This is a genomic window from Janthinobacterium sp. FT14W (genome assembly GCF_009208755.1).
Classification (GTDB): Bacteria; Pseudomonadota; Gammaproteobacteria; order Burkholderiales; family Burkholderiaceae_D; genus Janthinobacterium; species Janthinobacterium violaceinigrum.
On the sequence record NZ_WFLL01000012.1, the window covers coordinates 48,561 to 68,105 of the forward strand.

Sequence of the window (19,545 nt, forward strand, 5' to 3'; positions counted from 1 at the left end):
CTGTAACGACAGAAATAAGAGAAAGCCATGGAACTGAGTCCGACCACGCAAAAATACATCCTCCACTGGGGCGAAATGGGCACCCGCTGGGGCGTCAACCGCACGGTGGCGCAGATCCACGCGCTGCTGTTTCTGGCCAACGAACCCTTGACGGCGGAAGACATCGCGGCCAGCCTGAACGTGGCCCGCTCGAATGTCAGCAACAGCCTGAAAGAGTTGCAAAGCTGGGGCCTGGTCCGCATCACGCACGTGTTGAAGGACCGGCGCGACCACTTCGTCGCCTTGCAGGATGTGTGGGAAATCTTCAGGGTCATCATGGAAGAGCGCAAGCGGCGCGAGATCGATCCGACCCTGACGGTGCTGCGCGAGTGCGCGATCGAGGGCGAACAGGATGCGGCCATACCGCCAGAAACGCTGGCGCGCATGGGCGAAGTGCTGGCCTTCCTGGAAATGCTGAGCAGCACCTACAGCGACTATAAAAACCTGCCGCCGGCGACCCTGCAGCGCATGCTGTCGATGGGCGGCAAGGTGGCCAAGTTCCTCAGCCCGGACGACAAGCCGGGCAAACCGAAAAAGCCGGGCAAGTCATGAACGGGCCGTCCGAAGGAGAGCTGTTCCGGAAGGTGATGGGGGCGCAGTGGCTCACCCTGCACCCGGACATCCGCCGCCGCTTCGAGAAAAATCCCGCGCCGGGCCAGCCCCTGTACTACCGGGGCGAACTCACCGAACTTTCCAGCTCGCGCCTGGGCAAGGTGCTGGGCTGGCTCACGCGCCCCTTCATCGATGGCGCCCTGATTCCGCATGACGATCACGATTTCCCCGTCGATATCGAAGTCTATTCGCGCCCCGATTGTCCCTTCATCTACAAGCAGCGCACCTACCGCCTGCACGGTCGCGCGCCGATCCGCTTCACCTCCTACATGGCGGAAAGCGCAAAAGGCGAAGTGCTCGAATACGTGGGCATGGGCCTGGGCATGAAGCTGCTACTGCATGTCGAAGAGGGCAACCTGCACTTCACCAGCGACGGCTATTTCTGGGATATTTTCGGCTGGCGGATGCCGCTGCCCGGCGTGCTCACGCCCGGCAAGACCTATCTGTGCCACCGCAATGACACGCCGCAGCAGTTCAACATCCGCATCGAGATCCGCCATGCGCTGTTCGGCACCACGTTTACGCAAGTCGGCGTGTTCCGCGAAAGCGCGGCGCCGGCAAGTCACAAGGAGACACCATGAATACGCATCTGCTGGCCCTGCAACTGATGGCGGCGCAAGGCTGCCTGGGCGCCTTCGACACCATCTACCACCATGAAATCACGGAGGCGCTGCCGCAAAAGGCGTCGGCGCGCCTCGAATTGACGATCCATGCGACGCGCGCCCTGATCTACAGCCTGCTGTTCGTGGGCCTGGCCGCCTGGGAGTGGCATGGCGCCTGGGCCTGGGTGCTGGTCATCGTGTTTGGCGTGGAAATCGTGCTGACCTTGTGGGATTTCGTGGTGGAAGACCAGACCCGCCTGCTGCCCGCCACGGAGCGGGTCACGCACACGGTGCTGGCGATTAACGCGGGCGCCTTCATCGCGCTCTTGGCCCTGAACAGCAGCGAGTGGGCCAGCCTGCCGACGGCCCTCGTGTGGCAGCCGTATGGCTGGCTCAGCGTCTTTCTCGCCCTGTGCGGCGTGGGCGTGGGCCTGTCCGGCCTGCGCGACGCGTATGCCGTGTGGCAGCTGGGACGGCGCTCGGTGCAGGAGACGGAAGAAAAAGCGGCAGAACACCTGCAGTTTGCCGGCACGCCGCAGTCCGTGCTGGTGACGGGCGCCACGGGTTTCATCGGCCAGCAACTGGTGGCCGCCTTGCTGGCCGACGGCCACGCGGTGACGGTGCTGACGCGCCAGCCGAAACAGGCCGCTTGGACCTTCGACGGCCAGGTGCGCTGCATCGCGGCGCTGGACGAGTTGTCGGACGCGCAGCGCATCGACATGGTGGTCAACCTGGCCGGCGCGCGCATCGTCGGACGCCGCTGGACGCCAGCGCGCAGGGCGGCCCTGCGCCGCAGCCGGGTGGCGCTGACGCAGGACCTGGTGGCGTGGATCGCCCGCGCGCAGCACAAGCCGAGGGTGCTGCTGTCGGCGTCGGCCATCGGCTACTACGGCGTGCAGCCGCAGGGCGACGCCACGCAGCTCGATGAGGACAGCGCGCCGCAAGCCATCTTCATGTCGCAGCTGTGCCAGGAATGGGAAGCGGCCGCGCGCCAGGCGCTGCAGCACGGCGTGCAGGTGGGCTGTATGCGCTTTGGCCTCGTCTTCGGCCACCAGGGTTCGCTGCCGCAGATGCTGCTGCCGATACGCTTCGGCGTGGGCGGCCCGCTGGGCAGCGGCAGGCAGTGGGTCACGTGGGTGCATGTGCGCGACGTCATCCGCGGCATTGCCCACCTGGCGCGCCGCAGCGAAGACCACGCGGTGAGCGGCGCATATAACTTCTGCGCCCCGGACGCCATCGAGCAGCGCCGCTTCGCCCAGGTGGCGGGCGCCGTGCTGCACCGGCCCGCCTTCATGCCCACGCCGGCGTGGCTGATGCGCGCCTTGCTGGGCGAGCAGGCCGACTTGCTGGTGGAAGGCCAGCGGGTCGCCCCGCGCCGGCTGGTGGAAGACGGCTTTGTCTTCCGCTATCCCACCGTGGAAGGCGCGTTGCGCAGCCTGTAGCCTGGCGTAGAATGGGGCATTGGAGATGCACCGGAGTTCAATCTATGCCCCGCTTCAGCCATACGATAGACAGCCATACCTATGCTTTCGCCAGCCTGAAGGAACTGCTGGCGAAAGCCGCGCCGCTGCGTTCGGGCGATGTGCTGGCAGGCGTGGCGGCCGCCGGCGCGCGGGAGCGGGTGGCGGCGCAGCTGGCGCTGGCGGACGTGCCGCTGCCGGCCTTCCTCAATGAGGCGCTGGTGCCGTATGAAGACGATGAAGTCACGCGCCTGATCATCGATTCGCATGACCGTGCCGCGTTTGCGCCCCTTTCCCACCTGTGCGTGGGCGATTTCCGGGACTGGCTGCTCGACGACGCGGCGGATACGCAAACGCTGTCGCGGGTGGCCGCCGGCATCACGCCCGAGATGGCGGCGGCCGTCTCAAAAATCATGCGCTTGCAGGACCTGGTGCTGGTGGCCCGCAAGTGCCAGGTTGTCACGGCCTTCCGCAACACCCTGGGCCTGGCGGGGCGCTTGTCCACGCGGCTGCAGCCGAACCATCCCACCGATGACGCCACGGGCATTGCCGCGTCCGTGCTCGATGGCCTGCTGCTGGGCAGCGGCGACGCCGTGATCGGCATCAATCCCGCCACCGACAATGTGGCGCAGGTGGTGGCGCTGCTGCAGCTGCTCGACGCCGTCATTGATCAATATCAGATTCCCACGCAGTCGTGCGTGCTCACGCACATCAGCAATACGCTCGAAGCGATACGCCGCGGCGCGCCCGTCGACCTGGTGTTCCAGTCGGTGGCGGGCACGCAGGCGGCCAACCGCAGCTTCGGCATCGATTTGTCCCTGCTGGCCGAGGGGCGGGCGGCGGCCCTGTCGCTGGGGCGCGGCACGGTGGGCCGCAATGTCATGTATTTCGAGACGGGCCAGGGCAGCGCGCTGTCGGCGGGCGCCCACCACGGCATGGACCAGCAGACGTGCGAGGCGCGCGCGTATGCGGTGGCGCGCGCATTCCAGCCGCTGCTGGTCAATTCCGTGGTGGGTTTCATTGGCCCCGAGTACCTGTACGACGGCAAGCAGATCCTGCGCGCGGGGCTGGAAGACCATTTCTGCGCCAAGCTGCTGGGACTGCCCATGGGCTGCGACGTGTGCTACACCAACCACGCGGAAGCGGACCAGGACGACATGGACGCCTTGCTGACCATGCTGGGCGTGGCCGGCTGCAATTTCATCATGGGCGTGCCGGGCGCGGACGACATCATGCTCGGCTACCAGAGCACCTCGTTCCACGACGCCCTGTATGCGCGCCGCGTGCTGGGCCTGCGTCCTGCGCCCGAATTCGAGGCCTGGCTGGCGCGCATGCAGATCACGGATGCGCAGGGCCTGTTGCGCACGGCGCTGGCGCCCGCCTTCCAGGCGGCCCTGCTGCGCCTGGACGACTAGGGAGGATGCATGGACGAGAACAAGCCGTGGCAGGCGCTGCGCGCGCATACGGCGGCGCGCATCGCGCTCGGGCGCCGTGGCGTGAGCGTGCCCACCCGCGCACAGCTGGCCTTCCAGCTGGCCCACGCGCAGGCGCGCGACGCCGTGCACCTGGCGCTCGATGGCGAGGCCCTGGCGCGGGCGCTGGCGGAACAGGGGCTGGCCAGCGTGCAGCTGCACAGCGCCGCCGCCACGCGCGCCGTCTACCTGCAGCGGCCCGACCTGGGGCGCCGCCTCGACGACGCTTCGCGTGCGCGGCTGGCCGTTGGTGTAACGGGCGTGGATCTGGCGCTGGTGGCGGCCGACGGCCTGTCGGCGCTGGCCGTGCAGCGCCACGCGGCGCCCTTCCTGGCCGCCTTGCGCGCACGGCTGGCGCTGGAAGCGTGGACGCTGTCGCCGCTGCACATCGTGGCGCAGGGGCGGGTGGCGGTGGGCGACGAGGTGGGGGCGTTGCTGAAGGCGCGCGCCGTGCTGGTGCTGATCGGCGAGCGGCCGGGCCTGAGTTCCCCCGACAGCCTGGGCCTGTACCTGACGTGGGCGCCGACAGTGGGCTTGCTGGACGAGCGCCGCAACTGCATCTCGAACGTGCGCCCGCAAGGCCTGGCGTATGCGCCGGCCGCGTACCGGCTGCACTACCTGCTGGCGCAGGCGTTCCGGCGGCAGTTGTCGGGCGTGGACTTGAAGGATGAAACGGTGGAAGAGGGCGCGGCCCTGGCGGGCACGCGCAATTTCCTGCTGGCGTGAGCGGCGGGGATCAGACTTCGCGGATGTCGTCCAGCGGCCAGCGCGGGCGCACATTGAACGAGTAATCGTGCTTGGCCGCCTGCGGGTTGATCTGCAGGCGCATGGCGCCGGCAAAGGCGATCATGGCGCCGTTATCGGTACAGAATTCCAGCTCCGGGTAATACACTTTGAAGCGCTTCTTGGCGGCCGCCGCGTTGAGCGAGGCGCGCAATTGCGCGTTGGCGCCCACGCCGCCGGCGATCACCAGGCGTTTCAAGCCCGTGTGCTTGAGGGCCGACACGCATTTGGCCGTCAGCACGTCGACGATGGCGTCGACGAAGCCGCGCGCGATGTTCGCCTTGTCCTGCTCGCAGATATTGGCGATGACTTTTTCTTCATGGTTCTTCACCACCGTCAGCACGGCCGTCTTCAGCCCCGAAAAGCTGAAGTTGAAATCCTTCGAGTGCAGCATGGGGCGCGGCAGCTTGTAGGCGAGCGGATCGCCGAATTCGGCCAGGCGCGAAATGGCGGGGCCGCCCGGATAGCCCAGTCCCAGCAGCTTGGCCGACTTGTCGAATGCCTCGCCGGCCGCATCGTCCAGGGTTTCGCCCAGCATCGTGTACTGGCCCACGCCATCGACGCGCATCAGCTGCGTGTGGCCGCCCGATACCAGCAGCGCGATGAAGGGGAATTCCGGCGGCTCGGACGCCAGCAGCGGCGACAGCAGATGGCCTTCCAGGTGGTGGATGCCCAGCACGGGCTTGTTGATGGCCAGGCCCAGGCTGCAGGCGACGGACGACCCCACCAGCAGCGCGCCGGCCAGTCCCGGACCCTGCGTGTAGGCGATGGCGTCGATCTCGGGCAGGGTGATGCTGGCCTTGGCCAGGGTTTCATCGAGCAGCGGGATGGCGCGGCGGATATGGTCGCGCGACGCCAGTTCCGGCACCACGCCGCCATATTGCTCGTGCATGGCGACTTGCGAATAGAGGGCGTGCGACAGCAGGCCGCGTTGCGTGTCGTACAAGGCCAGGCCGGTTTCGTCACAGGAGGATTCGACGCCAAGAACAATCATGAAGGTGCTAAATAGGGAGGAGTAATCCGCCATTGTAAAGGAAAGCCGGGCAGTCCACCGTGCGGCGGGCGCACCATTTCGGCGGCAGTGTGCACTCGCGCAGTGCGCCACGCTGCCGTTTTGCCCGGGTTTTTTCGCTGATTTCGCCCTTTCCCCGCCCGCAGCGGCACTGGCACCGCTCTTGCTTAGACAGGCATGTGCCTTTTTCACAGGAGTCCGCGATGCCAGAACAATGGAAAATGATATGCCGCCTGAAGGACATGCCGCTGGCCGGCGCGCGCATGGTGCAGCGGGGCCTGGCGTGGCAGGACTTGCCGGGCGTGGCGCTGTTCCGCGCGCTGGATGACACGGTGTACGCCTTGCTCGACACGGTGCCTTGCCTGGGCGGCCCGCTGGCGCACGGGGTGCTGATGGAGAAAAACCTGATGGGCCCCAAGAACAGCTGGATCATCGAGCTCGATTCGGGCCGCCTGGTGGCGCCCGTGCAGGGCATGGCGCGCCTGTACGCCGTGCGCATCCTCGATGGGCGCATCTACCTGGACGTCAATGAACTCAATATCCCGGCCAGCAAGGCCGAACAGGCGCTGGCGGGATCGTTTGCCGTGCTGCCGCATGTGCAGATGGCAGGGTGAGAAAAAAACGGCGCACAAGGCACCGTTTTTCGTATCCGCAGCCGGCTTATGCCGGGCGGTTTAACAAATGCGCATGCGCATCGCGCAGCATGGTGGCCGTCGTGTCCCAGTCGATGCAGCCGTCGGTGACGGAGCAGCCGTAGGTCAGTTGCGACAGGTCTTGCGGGATCTTCTGGTTGCCGCCGACGATGTTCGATTCGATCATCACGCCCACCAGCGAACGGTTGCCCTGGCGGATCTGGTTGACCACGTCGGCCATCACCAGCGGCTGCAGTTCCGGCTTCTTGTAGCTGTTCGCGTGCGAGCAGTCGACCACCAGGTTGGCCGGCAGCTTGGCCTTGGCCAGCGCCTGTTCGGCGATGGCGATCGAGACGGAGTCGTAGTTCGGGCGGCCGTCGCCGCCGCGCAGCACCACGTGGCCGTACGCGTTTCCGCGCGTGCGCACGATGGCCACATTGCCTTCGCCGTTAATGCCCAGGAAGGAGTGCGGGTGCGCCGACGACAGGATGGCGTTGACGGCGATGCTGATGTCGCCATCGGTGCCGTTCTTGAAGCCGACGGGCGTCGACAGGCCGGACGACATTTCGCGGTGCGTCTGCGATTCCGTGGTGCGCGCGCCGATGGCCGTCCAGGCGATCAGGTCGCCCAGGTATTGCGGCGAGATGGGGTCCAGCGCCTCGGTGGCGGTGGGCAGGCCCAGTTCGCACACATCGAGCAGGAACTGGCGCGCCTTTTCCATGCCTTCGTTGACCTTGAACGAGTCGTCCATGTACGGGTCGTTGATATAGCCTTTCCAGCCCGTGGTGGTACGCGGTTTTTCGAAATACACGCGCATCACCAGCAGCATCGTGTCCTTGACTTCCTCTTGCAGCGCTTTCAGGCGGCGCGCGTAATCGAGGCCGGCGACGGGGTCGTGGATGGAGCAGGGACCGACGACGACGAACAGGCGCTGGTCCTTGCGGTCGATGATGTTGCGCAGCGCTTCGCGGCCGCGGCTGACGGTGTCGAAGGCGCTTTCCGACAGGGGCAGCTTGGCGTGCAGTTCGGCCGGCGTCGGCATGGGCGCGAAGGAGGTGACGTTGATATTTTCGATGTCTGGCGTATTCATGATTCTGGCTAGGCTTTCGCTATTGCGTTCTTTAAGAGGCAATAGTGTAGCGGAAATGCGGCCTGGCGGCGGGGAAGGGGGTAAAACGGGAATGGATGAGTTGTTTTTATGGCAGGGTCGCCACGCCGCCGGCCTCCCATGAGCGCTTGCTCAATGGCCGCCGGCCAGGCTGGCGCCAAAGGTGTAGCGGGCGATGCGCTGGTAGTTGTCGGACAGCTCAGGCGGCCTGGGCAGGCCGGGGTGGCGCCGCACGTGCGCGAGGATGGCCGTTTCGTGCTGGCGTATCTGCGCATCCAGGCAGGCGATCTGCTGGCGCAGCAATTGATGCAGTGCAATCTGTCCCGCATGGAAATGGTCTTCCAGGCGCAGCATCTCCTGCTTGCGCAGTTGCCGCACGGCTTGCAGGCGGCGCAGCCACAGGCACAGTTCCACGTAGGCGGCCGACGGCGGCGTCCAGGGGGCAGGGCGTGTCGCCGCGCAATACTGCGCCAGCACCACGGCGCCGCGCACCGCGCCGCCAGGCAGGCCGCAGCCGCGCGCATACGCTTCCAGCGGACCCGGCTTGGCATCGCACACCAGCATGCCCATGTCGGCCAGCACGCGGGCGGCCACCTCGCTGTACGGGTCGTCCAGGCGCATGCAGACGCGCAAGCCCATGACGGGCACGTCGTTCCTTTGCAGCCAGCTGCGCAGCCAGCGGTAGCCGGCCAGGTCGTTTTCCAGCACCTTGCACAGCACCTCGCCGCCCGAGATCAGCACGGCCTTGAGCAGCAGCTTGCTCGTTTCGATGCCGACGAAGGCGCTTTCCTGTTTGGTCGCGTGTTCCATGATGAGTCCTCCTGTGTAGGGATATACGCAGCGGTGGCATGGCTGGATTCAGCGCGATGCATATTTCGGGAGGAAATATTTTTCTGGCGGACTGTTGCATTGGCGCATTTTGCTGCCGCCAAGCCGTCTGCCTGGGGAAAAATCCGTGTAAGCTGGCGCCATGACTACTGTTTCCATACCCCATACCGACGTGGCCGGCGAGCCATTTCCCGCCGCCCGTTTCATCAAGGAAATAGGACGCGGCAAGAACGGTGCGCGCAGCATGACGCGCGACGACGCCCGCGCCCTGTACCGCGCCATGCTCGAGGGCCGCGTGTCGGACCTGGAACTGGGCGGCATTTTGTTGTCGATGCGCATCAAAGGCGAGTCCGTCGAGGAAATCGCCGGCTTCCTCGACGCGGCCGAAACGTCGTTCGTCCCGCTGGCCGCGCCAGCCGGCGAGTTCGCGCCGATCATCATTCCCAGCTACAACGGCGCGCGCAAGATGGCCAATTTGACGGCTCTGCTGGCGCTGCTGCTGGCGCGCGCGGGCGCGCCCGTGCTCGTGCATGGCGTCACCAGCGACCCGGGCCGCATCACGACGGCCGAAGTGCTGGCCGCGCTGGGCGTGCCCGCCTCGCCCGACCACGCGCAGGCCGAGGCCGCCATGGCGCGCGGGGAAGTCGCCTTCCTGCCCATCGCCGCGCTGGCGCCGCGCCTGGCGTACATGCTGTCCCTGCGGCGCGTGCTGGGCGTGCGCAATTCCACGCACACCCTGGTGAAGATCATGCAGCCGTTCGCGGGTCCCGCCCTGCGGCTGGTGTCGTACACGCATCCGGAATACCTGGAAATGCTCGGCGAATATTTCCTCACGGCGTCGCCGCCAGCGCGCGGCGACGCGTTCCTGATGCGGGGCACGGAAGGCGAGACGGTGGCCAATGCCAACAAGGCGCAGCAGATCGACTGGTTTCACGGCGGCGAACGCACGGTGCTGGTGGAAAAGCAGCTGCTGGTGGACGAATTGCCGCACTTGCCGGCCGAGCGCGATGCGGTCACCACGGCCGACTGGATCGCCGCCGTGCTGCGGGGCGAGGTGCCCGTGCCGCCATCGATCGCCGAGCAGGTCGCGCAATGCCTGATGACGTCGCGGCAGATTGCAGCACGGCCGCGCTAGCCGCGCCGCCGCAGTTTACAATGGCGTCTTTGTAATCAGCGGTGACCGGAATTCTTATGGCAAAACAATTTGATGTGGCAGTGATCGGCGCGGGCGCGGCCGGCATGATGTGTGCGGCTGTTGCCGCCCAGCAAGGCAAGCGCGTGGTGTTGATCGATCACGCGGCCAAGCTGGCCGAAAAGATCCGCATCTCGGGTGGTGGACGGTGTAATTTCACCAATATTAACGCCACGCCACAAAATTTCCTCTCGGAAAACCCGCATTTCTGCAAGAGCGCGCTGTCGCGCTACACGCCGCAGGATTTCCTCGCGCTGGTGAAAAAATACCGGATCGGCTACCACGAAAAGCACAAGGGCCAGCAATTCTGCAATGAATCGGCTGAGCAGATCATCGACATGCTCAAGGACGAGTGCGCCGCTGGCGGCGTGCATTGGCGCATGCCGTGCAAGATCGACAATGTTGCCCAGCAAGCAGATGGCGGCTTCGTGCTGCAGACGGACAGCGGCGACATCGAGACGGCCAGCATCGTCATCGCCACGGGCGGCCTGTCGATTCCGAAGATCGGCGCCACGGATTTCGCCTACCGCATCGCCAAACAATTCGATTTGATGATGGTCGAGCCCCGTCCGGCCCTGGTGCCGCTGACGTTCGATCCGGCCAGCTGGGCGCCGTTTGCGGAACTGTCCGGCATCGCTTTGGAAGTGGACGTGGAGACGGGCAGCCTGAAAGGCCGCAAGGCAACGGGCGCGCGTTTCCGCGAAGATTTGCTGTTCACGCACCGCGGCCTGTCGGGTCCCGCGATTCTGCAAATTTCCAGCTATTGGCTGCCCGGCACGCCCATCGTCATCAACCTGCTGCCGGAAGTGGACGTGGCGCAGACCTTGATCGAAGGCAAGGGCACCTTGAAGAAACAGCTGGGCAATATCGTGGCGCAATGGCTGCCGCAGCGCCTGGCGGACTGCTTGCTGGCCGTCAACGGCCTGGCGCCGGACGCGCGCATCGCCGACATGCCCGACGCCCAGCTGCGCAAGCTGGGGCAGGCCATCAATGCCTGGTCCATCGTGCCGAACGGCTCCGAAGGCTACCGCAAGGCCGAAGTGACGCGCGGCGGCATCGATACGCGCGAGCTGTCGCAGCAGACCATGATGGCAAATAAGGTGCCGGGCCTGTATTTCATCGGCGAATCGGTCGATGTGACAGGCTGGCTGGGCGGCTACAACTTCCAGTGGGCCTGGGCTTCCGGCGTGGCGGCAGGTATTGCCTTGCAGTAAGCAAGTCTGTAGGATGGGGTTCTGGCGCCCGGTGCGCCGGCCCCGGTGCGTGGTTTACGCCACATTCCGGCAGCGATCGCAGGCCGCATGCCGCACGCAAGTGGGGGAGGGGCTTCCCTTTCCGAATAAAAGCTGCTACTATCTATCTCTTCCTATACACCACCTCAACGGTTTGAATTTTACATGACCACTATTCGCCTTAAAGAAAACGAGCCGTTCGAAGTCGCAATGCGTCGCTTCAAACGCACCATCGAAAAAACGGGTCTGCTGACCGAATTGCGCGCTCGCGAATTCTACGAAAAGCCAACAGCTGAGCGCAAGCGCAAGCTGGCAGCTGCTGTCAAGCGTCATTACAAACGCATCCGCAGCCAACAACTGCCGAAAAAATTATTCTAAGACTGTTAGTCAGAACCAACCCGGGTAGTTCGGCGCATTGTTCGCCACGGGTTTTGTTTTGATTCGCCTGGAGTGATACTTCAGATGAGTCGCATACCCGCTCCGGTTCGCCGCAGCGGGTTTTCGCTTTTGTGGCCGCCTGCTTGGAGTACCTGACAGAACCGTAGCGAGCGGCAGTGAGTTGCGGCTGAGAAGCGCAGCTGTGCGAATGCACAGTGAGCATCGGAGGCCGCAAATCGCGACGCGCAGGAGCTTATGTCAGGTACTCTTGGTCTGCGCACATCAGCATCGAGCCCTACTTACCAACACGAGGATTGCCATGAGCTTGAAAGAACAAATTACCGAAGACATGAAAAACGCCATGCGCGCCAAGGAAGCGGGCAAGCTGGGCACGATTCGCCTGTTGCTGGCGGAAATCAAGCGCAAGGAAGTCGACGAGCGCATCGAATTGACGGATGCCCACGTGACGGCCATCGTGGAAAAGATGATCAAGCAGCGCAAGGATTCGATCACCCAGTTCGAAGCCGGCGGCCGTGCCGACCTGGCCGACATCGAAAAAGCCGAACTGGTGCACCTGATCGGCTACATGCCTGCGGGCTTGTCGGAAGACGAAGTGGCGGCCGAAGTGGCTGCTGCCGTGGCCGCCTCGGGCGCCGCCGGTCCGCAAGACATGGGCAAGGTCATGGCCATCGTCAAGCCGAAGCTGGCGGGCCGCGCCGACATGACCGTTGTTTCCGCGCTGGTCAAGAAAGCCTTGACGCCGGCAGCGTAAGCATACAATAGTAGTAAAGGCTGCCAGTCGTCGCGCTGGCAGCCTGTTAACAGCCCACACGTTGACCTGGCTCAACCTCCGGCCACGTGCGGTAGTATAGTCTGACCTATAACAAGACCCGCCCTAGCCAGTGATACCTCAATCCTTCATTTCCGATTTGCTCAACCGCGTCGATATCGTCGATGTCGTGGGCCGCTATGTGCAACTGAAAAAAGGTGGCGCCAATTTCATGGGCTTGTGCCCGTTCCACAGTGAAAAATCGCCCAGCTTTACCGTCAGCCCCACCAAGCAGTTCTATCATTGTTTCGGCTGTGGCGCGCATGGCACCTCGATCGGCTTCCTGATCGAATACTCGGGCATGGGCTTTGTCGATGCCGTCAAGGACCTGGCGCAGAACGTGGGCATGGTCGTGCCGGAAGCGGACGACAAGATCCCGCCGGCCCAGCGCGCGCAGATCCAGGCGCAAAGCCTGGCCTTGTCCGACGCCATGACGCAGGCTTGCGATTATTACCGCGGGCAATTGCGCCACGCACCGGAAGCCATCGCCTACCTCAAAAATCGGGGCTTGACGGGCGAAGTGGCCGCTCGCTTCGGCATGGGTTTCGCGCCCGGCGGCTGGGACAACCTGCGCTCCGTCTTTCCCGATTACGACGTGGTGGCCCTGGCCGAAGCGGGCCTGGTGATCGACAAGGTCGATGAAGAGGGCAATAACCGCAAGCGTTACGACCGTTTCCGCGAACGCATCATGTTTCCGATTCGCAATACCAAGGGCCAGGTCATCGCCTTTGGCGGCCGCGTGCTCGACCATGGCGAACCGAAATACCTGAACTCGCCGGAAACCCCCTTGTTTTCCAAGGGTTTCGAACTCTATGGGCTGTTCGAGGCGCGCCAGGCCATCCGCGACGCCGGCTATGTGCTGGTGACGGAAGGCTATATGGACGTGGTGGCGCTGGCGCAGATGGGTTTCCCGCAAGCGGTGGCCACCCTGGGCACGGCGTGCACGCCCACCCACGTGCAAAAACTGCTGCGCCAGACCGATAGCGTGATCTTCAGCTTTGACGGCGACAAGGCCGGCCGCCGCGCCGCCCGCCGCGCGCTGGAAGCGAGCCTGGCCCACGTGTCGGACAACAAGACCATCAAATTCCTGTTCCTGCCGTCGGAACACGATCCGGACAGCTACATCCGCGAATTCGGCGCCGAAGGCTTCGAACAGCAAGTGCATGAAGCCATGCCGCTGTCGCAATTCCTGCTCAAGGAAGTGTCGGGCGAGCATGATCTGTCGGAGCCGGAAGGGCGCGCCCGCGTGCAGTTCGACGCCAAGCCCCTGCTGCAACTGATGGCGCCGTCGTCCTTGCGTTTGCAGATCGTGCGTGGGCTGGCGCAGCTGACGCAGTCCACGCCGGCCGAGATCGAAGCGCTGTTCGAGCTGGCCAAGCCCGTTGCCGTGGCGCACCGCGCGCCGCCGAAATCGGGCCGTCCCGTGCCTGTGGGGCTGGAATTGAAGATCATGCGCATGCTGGTGGCGCATCCGCCCTTGACCCTGCGCATCGACGAGGCCGCCCTGGCCGCCTTCCAGCACCTGGGGCCCGATGCGGCGCACAGTCTGGGGCAGCTGGTGGCCGTGGGCCAGGCGCTGGGCGAGCACGGCAGTTTTGCCGCACTGGCGCAGCAGTTGAAGGAGCTGGGCAGCGAATACGACGAGATCATCGGCGAAATCGCGGCCGGCACGGAATCCGATTACGACAGCGAATTGTCGTGGCTGGTAAGCACCATCCGCGAGATCAAATTGAATGCCTTGAAGGCGGAATTGCAGCAATTGTTTGCGTCGGGTTTGCCATCCGAGAAAATTGGTGTACGCTACCGCGAAATCATGCAGGAGCAAGGTGAGCTGGAGCGTGAGCGCGATGCCGAGTTGGTGAATCGATAACCTTGCTCTGGGGGCATGGCGCGCACTGGAAAAACATTTTTCGCGTGCTATAATTAAATGCTAAGTATTGTGTGCTTTGGCAAGCTAGTTCTGTTTCGTAAATAGTATTTGTTTTCAGTAAGTTAGGCTCTTGATCGGCGCGGTGGATCGTGTCGGCAGCCAGGGCCAACTGGCGTTTTCGGCGTTGCGGGCAAGGCCCGCAGACGCTGGCAAGCCGCGCCAGGCTCTCGCTCCCAACGCGGTCGATGCAGGAATTTTTGCCGAGACGGCTGGCAACAGCCGGTGGACAGGAATTGCTGCGCTTCCCGCGGATCGTGGCCGATGAGGTGTAAGTAACGTAACAGTGTCGAATTTGCGTAGTCGGCAGGTTCGAAGATGGTGGTTCCCGCAGGTAGACAGGGAGCTGGCAGCAAACTTTATCCTAATCCACCGTAAAGCAAGTCGTTGTGTAATCGAAAGCGCCTGTGCCAATCAAGAAACCCGAATCCAAAGCGGCTGCAAAGCCCACTAAAGTTACCACGAAAGCCGAAAAGGCGCTCGACCGGCCAGAAGCCCGCGTAACCAGCGCGCCGCCTGTGGTCAGCCAGACCACCGATGCTGCCACCCTGGCAGCCATCGATACGTCCGGTTATGTCTTGCCGTCGGTAAAAGTGCCAGGCCGCCGCGGCCGCAAGCCCAAAGAATTCCAGCCAGAAAATGATGAAGTCGCCGCGCTGAACGCCGTCGAGCGGGCCGAGCTGAAGGCCGTCGACAAGGCCAAGGCCAAGGACCGCAAGGCGAAGGAGCGCGCGCTGCTGAAAGACGCGTTTTCGTCCGACACGGAAGCGAGCGAGGAAGAGCTCGAGCGCCGGCGCCAGAAACTCAAGACCCTGATCAAGTTCGGCAAGGAACGCGGTTTCCTCACGTATGCGGAAATCAACGATCACTTGCCCGAAAACATCGTCGATCCGGAAGCCATCGAAGGCATCATCGGTACCTTCAATGACATGGGCATCGCCGTCTACGAGCACGCGCCCGATGCGGAAACGTTGTTGCTGTCCGATAACGTTGCCGTCGTCACCAGCGACGATGAGGCGGAAGCAGCGGCCGAGGCCGCATTGTCGACCGTCGATTCCGATTTCGGCCGCACCACCGACCCCGTGCGCATGTACATGCGTGAAATGGGTTCGGTCGAGCTGCTGACGCGCGAAGGCGAGATCGAGATTGCCAAGCGCATCGAAGATGGCTTGAAAGACATGATCCAGGCCATTTCCGCCTGTCCCGTGACGATCGCCGAAATCATCGCCGCCGCCGACCGCATCGCCAACGAAGAGATCAAGATCGACGAAATCGTCGACGGTCTCGTCGATGAAAACGAACCGGTCGCCGCGCCTGTCGTGGCCGCCCCCGTCGAAGAAGACGAGGAAGAGGGCGAAGCGGAAGAAGAGGAAGAAGAAGAGGAAGAAGAAGCGAGCGCGTCGGGCGCCGCCGGTTTCTCGGCGGAGCAGCTGGAAACCCTGAAACGCACGGCACTGGAAAAATTTGCCGTCATTTCTCAGCAGTTCGACAAGATGCGCCGCGCCTTCGAAAAAGAAGGCTACAACTCGAAACCCTACGCCAAGGCGCAGGAAGCCATTTCGCAAGAATTGCTGGGCATCCGCTTCACGGCCAAGGTGGTGGAAAAGCTGTGCGACACCCTGCGCGGCCAGGTCGACGAAGTGCGCCATATCGAGAAGCAGATCCTCGACGTGGCCGTGAACCGCTGCGGCATGCCGCGCGCCCACTTCATCAAGGTCTTCCCGGGCAATGAAACCAACCTAGACTGGGTCGATGGCGAAGTCAACGCAGGACACGCGTACAGCGCCATCCTGGGCCGCAACATTCCGACCGTCAAGGAACTGCAGCAGCGCCTGATCGACCTGCAGGCGCGGGTCGTCTTGCCGCTGCCGGACTTGCGCAACATCAACCGCCAGATGGCGGCCGGTGAAATGAAGGCGCGCAAGGCCAAGCGCGAAATGACGGAGGCCAACTTGCGCCTGGTTATTTCGATCGCCAAGAAATACACGAACCGGGGCCTGCAATTCCTCGACCTGATTCAGGAAGGCAATATCGGCCTGATGAAGGCCGTCGACAAGTTCGAGTACCGCCGCGGCTACAAGTTCTCGACCTATGCCACCTGGTGGATCCGCCAGGCCATCACGCGCTCGATCGCCGACCAGGCGCGCACGATCCGCATTCCCGTGCACATGATCGAGACGATCAACAAGATGAACCGGATTTCCCGCCAGATCCTGCAGGAAACGGGCGCGGAGCCCGATCCGGCCACCCTGGCGATCAAGATGGAGATGCCCGAGGACAAGATCCGCAAGATCATGAAAATCGCCAAGGAACCGATCTCGATGGAAACGCCGATCGGCGACGACGACGATTCCCACTTGGGCGACTTCATCGAGGACAACAACACCCTGGCGCCGGCCGATGCGGCCCTGCACGCGTCCATGCGCGGCGTGGTCAAGGACGTGCTCGATTCCTTGACGCCGCGCGAAGCGAAAGTGCTGCGCATGCGTTTCGGCATCGAGATGTCCACCGACCATACCCTGGAAGAAGTGGGCAAGCAATTTGACGTGACGCGCGAGCGCATCCGCCAGATCGAAGCCAAGGCGCTGCGCAAGCTGCGCCACCCATCGCGCTCCGACAAGCTGAAAAGCTTCTTGGAAGGCAACTAGAAGCCAATAGGGCTTGACGTACGCCCCTGATACCCCTATCCTCGCGTGTCCGTTTCCAAAACGGCCGCGCGAGGCGGGCATCAACAGCGCCGCCACGCCGCAGTTCCCGGGCCTCTAGCTCATGCTTGGTTAGAGCAGCGGACTCATAATCCGTTGGTGCCGTGTTCGACTCACGGGAGGCCCACCAGAATTTGCAGCAATAGATCAAGCCCCGGCGGGCAACTGCCGGGGCTTTTTTCGTGCTGTCGTACAATCGCGGCATTACGATTGATGATGGATGGAATGAGATGACGGCTGAAGTGAAGATGGAAGATATCGTGGTCGGTGAGGGTAAGGCGGCGGCGCGTGGTGCGCTGATCACGGCCCACTACCGGGGCTGGCTGGAAGATGGGACGGAGTTTGACTCGTCGCACAAGCGGGGTGAGCCTTTTCGCTGCGTGTTGAGCAATAACAAGGTCATCCAGGGCTGGATTCTGGGTTTGCAGGGCATGCAGGTTGGCGGCACGCGCAAGCTGTGGGTGCCGGCAGCACTGGCGTATGGCGAGCGGCAGGTGGGCTTGATCCCGCCGCATTCCAATCTGCTGTTCGAAATTGAATTGCTGGAAGTGCTGACGCGCGATTGATGGCGGGCAGCGGTATCAGCTTAATCGCTTCAGTTTCTCCCAGCACATTTCAACTGCCGCGCCTGTGGGTGGTCAAGCCTGTTTCAGCTTGGCCGGCACCAGGTCCAGTGTCGGCACGATGTCGTGCAGGCTGGCCACTTCATAGGTGGGGATGGCGGCCGAGGTATTGGCCATGCTGTCCGGGTTGAACCAGCAGCTGTCGATGCCGTAGCGGTTGGCGCCTAGGATGTCGGCGTCCAGGCGGTCGCCGATGATGATGGTCGTCTCCTTGCTGAAGGCGCGCGCCATGTCGGCCGCATATTCGAAGAAGCGCACGTCCGGCTTGGCGTGGCCGCACGCTTCGGAGGTGGCGACGAAGGAAATGTAGTCGCCCAGGCCGGAGGCGGCGATGCGGCGGTTCTGGATGGCTTCGACGCCATTGGTGATGATGCCCACTTCGCCGATGCGCGACAGGGTTTCGCACACTTGTTTGGCGCCATCGATGAGCACGACCGTGTCCGGCAACGAGTCCAGATACAGCCGGCTGGCCAGTTCCGGATCGATGGCGATAGCGTTCAGTGCAAACGTCTTGCGGAAGCGCTCCACTTTCAGGAAATCCTTGCTCACGTCACCCGTCTCGAAACGTTTCCACAGGTCGACGTTGATCGCCTGGTATTGGGAAAACAAGCCGTCGATGCCGTCGCGCAAACCCAGTTCGTGCATGGTGTGCAGAAACGAGCGTTTTTCGGACGCCCTGAAATCAAGTAGGGTATCGTCAAGGTCAAACAGGAATAATGTGTATTTCATGGCATGTTGTTGAAAGCGTGGAACTTGTTTTGCATCGTAGCACGTAGCGCCGAGTTCGGTTGGCCGTGCCCTGCGCGGGCGATCCGCTACAATCGCTGCCACACCTGTTGTCTTCACGCCATTCCTGCCCATGACCGAGTTCTCCGTCAACGTTAATAAAATCGCGCTGCTGCGCAATTCGCGCGGCCGCAACTTCCCCGACCTGCTCGCTTTTTCGGCGCGCTTTCTCGATCTGGGCGCCGCCGGCATCACCTTGCATCCGCGTCCGGACCAGCGCCATGCGCGCTACGATGATGTTGCGCCATTGCAGCGCCTGTGCGCGGAGCGGGGACGCGAGCTGAACGTGGAGGGATATCCGGCGGCGGAATTTCTGCAGGTCGTGAAAAGCGCGCGTCCGGCGCAATGCACCCTGGTGCCGGACATGCCGGGGCAACTGACGTCCGATCACGGCTGGGACATCGAACGGCATGCGGCGCTGCTGCGTCCCGCCATTGCGCAATTGAACGACCTGGGCATCCGCGTCAGCCTGTTTGTCGATGCCGACTACCCGGCGCTGGACTGGGCGCGCGAAGTGGGCGCGGCGCGGGTCGAGCTGTACACGGAACGGTTTGCCGAGAGTTATGGCAGCGGGCAGGCCGATGCCGTCTTCGATACCTATCTGCAGGCGGCGCGCCGTGCCCAGGCGCTGGGACTAGGCGTGAACGCCGGGCACGATCTTGACCTGCACAACCTGGCGCGTTTCCTGGACATTCCCGGCATCCTGGAAGTGTCGATCGGCCATGCGCTGGTGGTCGAGTGCATCGAGCAGGGCATGGACAAGGTGCTGGGCCGCTATCTTGAAATATGTCGATCGTAGGGGGCCTGGGCGACGAAGCTGGCCGGCCGCTGCAGCCTGACCGCGACTGGCCGTTCTTCGATGCCGATTTTTTCGTGCCGCCACAGGTGCTGGCGCAGGTACAGGCGCTGACGCCTCACGCTGCGGCGCTGCTGTGGACGCGCCATGTATCGGCCCATCCCGCTGAAACGCACCCGATGCAGTTGCGCGCAGGACACCGCCTGCAGCCAAGGGTATCGGGGCCGGACTGGCTGGCCGAGTTTGATGCCGTTCCCAGCGAGCACCCGGCGCAATCGGGCCGCGTGGCCGCGTTTCTCGTGTCCCACTTTCAGGCTGCCGGGGCGGCCCCCGTCTTGTTCATGGCCAGCCGGGCGCGCGCCTATGCGCTGACACCGGCCGCGCTTGCCGCATGCAGGCCTTGCTTGCTGGCCATTTCCGATGAAGGCCCCTTGCTGTACCAGCCGGCCACGGGCAAGTTCGTCTGGTGCAGGCCGCATGGGGCACAGGCGGGTGGCGAGGAGGGGCAGGAACTCGCGTCGTGAGTGTG

Annotated in this window: 19 protein-coding genes and 1 tRNA gene; 16 read left to right on the forward strand and 4 right to left on the reverse strand. The window is 63.7% G+C overall.

Annotated elements, in window-relative coordinates; all coding sequences use genetic code 11:
* The first annotated feature begins 27 nt into the window (after positions 1–27).
* Genes GCN74_RS10700 through eutC form a run of 5 tightly spaced genes read left to right on the forward strand, consistent with a single transcriptional unit; the run spans position 28 to position 4,911 of the window.
* On the forward strand, positions 28–591 hold the full coding sequence (locus GCN74_RS10700) for a GbsR/MarR family transcriptional regulator (protein WP_152256669.1): 564 nt from the start codon (positions 28–30) through the stop codon (positions 589–591).
* Positions 588–1,232, forward strand: a complete 645-nt coding sequence (locus tag GCN74_RS10705; RefSeq protein WP_193317035.1) for a DUF4166 domain-containing protein — start codon at positions 588–590, stop codon at positions 1,230–1,232. Before GCN74_RS10700 ends, GCN74_RS10705 begins: the two co-directional genes overlap by 4 nt.
* Complete coding sequence (locus GCN74_RS10710) at positions 1,229–2,695, forward strand: TIGR01777 family oxidoreductase (RefSeq protein WP_152256670.1); 1,467 nt, start codon at positions 1,229–1,231, stop codon at positions 2,693–2,695. Before GCN74_RS10705 ends, GCN74_RS10710 begins: the two co-directional genes overlap by 4 nt.
* Before the next feature lie 44 nt (positions 2,696–2,739).
* Positions 2,740–4,128: an ethanolamine ammonia-lyase subunit EutB gene (locus tag GCN74_RS10715; RefSeq protein WP_152256671.1), complete on the forward strand. Its 1,389-nt coding sequence runs from the start codon at positions 2,740–2,742 to the stop codon at positions 4,126–4,128.
* Positions 4,129–4,137: 9 nt separating this feature from the next.
* Positions 4,138–4,911 carry an ethanolamine ammonia-lyase subunit EutC gene (eutC, locus tag GCN74_RS10720; RefSeq protein ID WP_152256672.1) on the forward strand — a complete coding sequence of 258 codons (774 nt, stop codon included), beginning with the start codon at positions 4,138–4,140 and terminating at the stop codon, positions 4,909–4,911.
* A 10-nt stretch (positions 4,912–4,921) separates the two neighbouring features.
* Here eutC and tsaD read toward each other — a convergent pair whose 3' ends face one another.
* Entirely contained in the window at positions 4,922–5,962 is a 1,041-nt protein-coding gene (tsaD, locus tag GCN74_RS10725; RefSeq protein WP_152256673.1) for a tRNA (adenosine(37)-N6)-threonylcarbamoyltransferase complex transferase subunit TsaD, read from the reverse strand.
* Between the two features lie 221 nt (positions 5,963–6,183).
* On the opposite strand from tsaD, the gene GCN74_RS10730 reads away from it, so the two are divergent.
* Entirely contained in the window at positions 6,184–6,594 is a 411-nt protein-coding gene (locus GCN74_RS10730) for a nitrite reductase (NAD(P)H) small subunit (RefSeq protein WP_152256674.1), read from the forward strand.
* Positions 6,595–6,640: 46 nt separating this feature from the next.
* Here the strand turns inward: GCN74_RS10730 and GCN74_RS10735 are convergent, their stop codons facing one another.
* Positions 6,641–7,702, reverse strand: a complete 1,062-nt coding sequence (locus GCN74_RS10735) for a 3-deoxy-7-phosphoheptulonate synthase (RefSeq protein WP_099666639.1) — start codon at positions 7,700–7,702, stop codon at positions 6,641–6,643.
* Between the two features lie 150 nt (positions 7,703–7,852).
* Positions 7,853–8,530, reverse strand: a complete 678-nt coding sequence (locus GCN74_RS10740; protein WP_152256675.1) for a hypothetical protein — start codon at positions 8,528–8,530, stop codon at positions 7,853–7,855.
* Between the two features lie 160 nt (positions 8,531–8,690).
* Here GCN74_RS10740 and ybiB point away from each other — a divergent pair, with 160 nt between their 5' ends.
* The 8 genes from ybiB to GCN74_RS10780 all read left to right on the forward strand — a co-directional run bounded on the left by ybiB (position 8,691) and on the right by GCN74_RS10780 (position 17,377).
* Positions 8,691–9,683 carry a DNA-binding protein YbiB gene (gene ybiB / locus GCN74_RS10745; protein ID WP_152256676.1) on the forward strand — a complete coding sequence of 331 codons (993 nt, stop codon included), beginning with the start codon at positions 8,691–8,693 and terminating at the stop codon, positions 9,681–9,683.
* Positions 9,684–9,739: 56 nt separating this feature from the next.
* Positions 9,740–10,954 (forward strand): NAD(P)/FAD-dependent oxidoreductase, encoded by a 1,215-nt coding sequence (locus GCN74_RS10750; protein WP_152256677.1) that lies wholly within the window; start codon positions 9,740–9,742, stop codon positions 10,952–10,954.
* A gap of 183 nt (positions 10,955–11,137) precedes the next feature.
* Complete coding sequence (gene rpsU / locus GCN74_RS10755; protein ID WP_008451879.1) at positions 11,138–11,350, forward strand: 30S ribosomal protein S21; 213 nt, start codon at positions 11,138–11,140, stop codon at positions 11,348–11,350.
* A 319-nt stretch (positions 11,351–11,669) separates the two neighbouring features.
* Positions 11,670–12,122: a GatB/YqeY domain-containing protein gene (locus GCN74_RS10760; protein WP_152256678.1), complete on the forward strand. Its 453-nt coding sequence runs from the start codon at positions 11,670–11,672 to the stop codon at positions 12,120–12,122.
* A 130-nt stretch (positions 12,123–12,252) separates the two neighbouring features.
* The gene (dnaG, locus tag GCN74_RS10765; protein ID WP_152256679.1) at positions 12,253–14,049 is read left to right on the forward strand and encodes a DNA primase; all 1,797 of its coding nucleotides are present in this window, start codon (positions 12,253–12,255) and stop codon (positions 14,047–14,049) included.
* A gap of 464 nt (positions 14,050–14,513) precedes the next feature.
* Positions 14,514–16,754 carry an RNA polymerase sigma factor RpoD gene (rpoD, locus tag GCN74_RS10770; protein WP_092796101.1) on the forward strand — a complete coding sequence of 747 codons (2,241 nt, stop codon included), beginning with the start codon at positions 14,514–14,516 and terminating at the stop codon, positions 16,752–16,754.
* Between the two features lie 108 nt (positions 16,755–16,862).
* Positions 16,863–16,941: transfer RNA gene (locus GCN74_RS10775), tRNA-Ile, on the forward strand.
* Between the two features lie 100 nt (positions 16,942–17,041).
* The gene (locus GCN74_RS10780; RefSeq protein ID WP_152256739.1) at positions 17,042–17,377 is read left to right on the forward strand and encodes an FKBP-type peptidyl-prolyl cis-trans isomerase; all 336 of its coding nucleotides are present in this window, start codon (positions 17,042–17,044) and stop codon (positions 17,375–17,377) included.
* Between the two features lie 72 nt (positions 17,378–17,449).
* On the opposite strand, the gene GCN74_RS10785 is transcribed toward GCN74_RS10780, so the two are convergent.
* Positions 17,450–18,163 (reverse strand): YjjG family noncanonical pyrimidine nucleotidase, encoded by a 714-nt coding sequence (locus GCN74_RS10785; RefSeq protein ID WP_152256680.1) that lies wholly within the window; start codon positions 18,161–18,163, stop codon positions 17,450–17,452.
* Between the two features lie 130 nt (positions 18,164–18,293).
* On the opposite strand from GCN74_RS10785, the gene GCN74_RS10790 reads away from it, so the two are divergent.
* Both GCN74_RS10790 and GCN74_RS10795 read left to right on the forward strand, forming a co-directional pair.
* Complete coding sequence (locus tag GCN74_RS10790) at positions 18,294–19,019, forward strand: pyridoxine 5'-phosphate synthase (RefSeq protein ID WP_152256681.1); 726 nt, start codon at positions 18,294–18,296, stop codon at positions 19,017–19,019.
* A complete protein-coding gene (locus GCN74_RS10795; protein WP_152256682.1) occupies positions 19,007–19,540 on the forward strand; it encodes a hypothetical protein in 534 nt (177 codons plus the stop codon). Before GCN74_RS10790 ends, GCN74_RS10795 begins: the two co-directional genes overlap by 13 nt.
* The last annotated feature ends 5 nt before the right edge of the window (positions 19,541–19,545 follow it).

Coding starts and splice junctions, on each gene's coding strand:
- GCN74_RS10760 (WP_152256678.1), top strand. CDS start 11,670: ATGAGCTTGAAAGAACAAATTACCGAAGACATGAAAAACGCCATGCGC.
- GCN74_RS10750 (WP_152256677.1), top strand. CDS start 9,740: ATGGCAAAACAATTTGATGTGGCAGTGATCGGCGCGGGCGCGGCCGGC.
- eutC (WP_152256672.1), top strand. CDS start 4,138: ATGGACGAGAACAAGCCGTGGCAGGCGCTGCGCGCGCATACGGCGGCG.
- tsaD (WP_152256673.1), bottom strand. CDS start 5,962: ATGATTGTTCTTGGCGTCGAATCCTCCTGTGACGAAACCGGCCTGGCC.
- GCN74_RS10795 (WP_152256682.1), top strand. CDS start 19,007: ATGTCGATCGTAGGGGGCCTGGGCGACGAAGCTGGCCGGCCGCTGCAG.
- GCN74_RS10730 (WP_152256674.1), top strand. CDS start 6,184: ATGCCAGAACAATGGAAAATGATATGCCGCCTGAAGGACATGCCGCTG.
- GCN74_RS10705 (WP_193317035.1), top strand. CDS start 588: ATGAACGGGCCGTCCGAAGGAGAGCTGTTCCGGAAGGTGATGGGGGCG.
- rpsU (WP_008451879.1), top strand. CDS start 11,138: ATGACCACTATTCGCCTTAAAGAAAACGAGCCGTTCGAAGTCGCAATG.
- GCN74_RS10735 (WP_099666639.1), bottom strand. CDS start 7,702: ATGAATACGCCAGACATCGAAAATATCAACGTCACCTCCTTCGCGCCC.
- GCN74_RS10740 (WP_152256675.1), bottom strand. CDS start 8,530: ATGGAACACGCGACCAAACAGGAAAGCGCCTTCGTCGGCATCGAAACG.
- GCN74_RS10715 (WP_152256671.1), top strand. CDS start 2,740: ATGCCCCGCTTCAGCCATACGATAGACAGCCATACCTATGCTTTCGCC.
- GCN74_RS10780 (WP_152256739.1), top strand. CDS start 17,042: ATGACGGCTGAAGTGAAGATGGAAGATATCGTGGTCGGTGAGGGTAAG.
- GCN74_RS10700 (WP_152256669.1), top strand. CDS start 28: ATGGAACTGAGTCCGACCACGCAAAAATACATCCTCCACTGGGGCGAA.
- GCN74_RS10790 (WP_152256681.1), top strand. CDS start 18,294: ATGACCGAGTTCTCCGTCAACGTTAATAAAATCGCGCTGCTGCGCAAT.
- GCN74_RS10710 (WP_152256670.1), top strand. CDS start 1,229: ATGAATACGCATCTGCTGGCCCTGCAACTGATGGCGGCGCAAGGCTGC.
- GCN74_RS10785 (WP_152256680.1), bottom strand. CDS start 18,163: ATGAAATACACATTATTCCTGTTTGACCTTGACGATACCCTACTTGAT.
- ybiB (WP_152256676.1), top strand. CDS start 8,691: ATGACTACTGTTTCCATACCCCATACCGACGTGGCCGGCGAGCCATTT.